2 protein-coding genes and 1 pseudogene are annotated in these 935 nt (G+C 75.4%); 2 read left to right on the forward strand and 1 reads right to left on the reverse strand.

Annotated features, from left to right (window positions below; translation table 11 throughout):
* Both A5714_RS23315 and A5714_RS23320 read left to right on the forward strand, forming a co-directional pair.
* A partial coding sequence (locus A5714_RS23315) for a nitroreductase family protein (protein ID WP_197513898.1) occupies nucleotides 1–196 on the forward strand: 196 nt, incomplete at its 5' end.
* A complete protein-coding gene (locus A5714_RS23320) occupies nucleotides 193–729 on the forward strand; it encodes an NUDIX hydrolase (RefSeq protein WP_068072783.1) in 537 nt (178 codons plus the stop codon). The genes A5714_RS23315 and A5714_RS23320, both read left to right, overlap by 4 nt.
* 73 nt (nucleotides 730–802) lie before the next feature.
* Here the strand turns inward: A5714_RS23320 and A5714_RS26385 are convergent.
* Nucleotides 803–935, reverse strand: a pseudogene (locus tag A5714_RS26385) (NDP-sugar synthase); the annotation flags it as partial.

A 935-nucleotide genomic window follows, 5' to 3' on the forward strand; every position in this document is an offset into this window, starting at 1 on the left:
GCTGGTGGCGCTGGCCGTGCGGGGGGTGGGCAGCTGCTGGATCGGGTCGACGATCTTCGCCGCGGACCTGGTGCGCGCCGAGCTCGGGCTGCCGGCCGACTGGGAGCCGTTGGGCGCCATCGCCGTCGGCTACGCGGCCGAGCCGGCCGGCCCGCGGCCGCCGGCCGACACCGACGGCCTGCTGATCCGCCGATGAGCGTGCGGGAGTCGGCGATCCGGCTGCTCACCGACTGGCGGGCGCCCGACGCAAGTCAGGATGCGCTGCGGCACGCCGTGCTGGCGTTCCTGTACGGCCGCGACGACGCCTGCCGGCGCGAGTGCGAGGCCGGCCACGTCACCGCGTCGGCCCTGGTGCTCGACGACGGCGGCGGCCGGGTGTTGCTGACCCTGCACCCCCGCGTCGGCCGCTGGGTGCAGCTGGGCGGCCACTGCGACGAGGACGACGCCGACATCGCGGCCGCCGCGCTGCGCGAAGCCACCGAGGAGTCCGGCGTCGACGGGCTGCTGCTGGCGCCCGGGCTGGCGGCCGTGCACGTGCACCCGGTCACCTGCTCGCTGGGCAAGCCGACGCGGCACCTGGACCTGCAGTTCGTCGCGCACGCCCCGGCCGGGGCGCGGATCGCGATCAGCGACGAGTCCGACGACCTGCGGTGGTGGCCCGCCGACGAGCTGCCGCCCGGCTCCGACGACGCCCTGAGATATTTGGTGGGCCGGGCCTGCCGAGCGTGAAACTGGCTTCACGTTCGGCGCCGAACGTGAAGCTAACCGCACGCTCGGCCCGCAGGGGCGACAACGAAACGAACTACACGTCGGACGAGTAGCGGATGCCGCCGTCGGGAATCGCCACGCCGGGCCACACCCGGGCGCCGCGCAGCAGCTCGCAGCGCGCGCCGATGTCGGCGCCGTCGCCGATCACGCCGTCGCGGATGAGCGCC

This window comes from Mycobacterium sp. E2462 (assembly GCF_001672685.1).
Lineage (GTDB): Bacteria > Actinomycetota > Actinomycetes > Mycobacteriales > Mycobacteriaceae > Mycobacterium.